The sequence below is a fragment of the Cedecea sp. B1(4) genome (assembly GCF_059414925.1).
In genome coordinates this window covers 1-273 of sequence record NZ_JCAHMZ010000131.1, presented here as the reverse complement: position 1 = coordinate 273, position 273 = coordinate 1, and the positions used below count along the sequence as shown (strand labels likewise).

At 20.9% G+C, this 273-nt stretch carries 1 protein-coding gene; it reads right to left on the bottom strand.

Annotated features, from left to right (window positions below; all coding sequences use genetic code 11):
• Nucleotides 1-273, bottom strand: a 273-nt coding sequence (locus ACR6JA_RS22345) for a hypothetical protein (RefSeq protein WP_494599600.1), incomplete at both ends; no start/stop codon positions are given.

The window sequence follows — 273 nt, the reverse complement described above, 5'->3', positions numbered from 1 at the left end:
TTTTTGGTTTTTTGGTGTTTGTTGTTTTGTGTTTGTTTTTGTTTTGTTTTTTTTTGTTTTTTGTTTTTTTTTTTTTTTTGTTTTTTGTGTTTTGTTTTTTTGTTGTGTTTTTTTTGTTTTTGTTGGTGTTTTTTTTGTGGTGGGGTTTTTTTTTTTTTGTTTTTTTTTTTCTTTCTTTGTTTTTTTTTTTTTTTTTCTGGGTTAAAATCCTGTTTTTTGGTGTTTTTTATATTGTGGTTCTGGGGTTTTTTTTGTTCTTTTATTTTTTTTTTT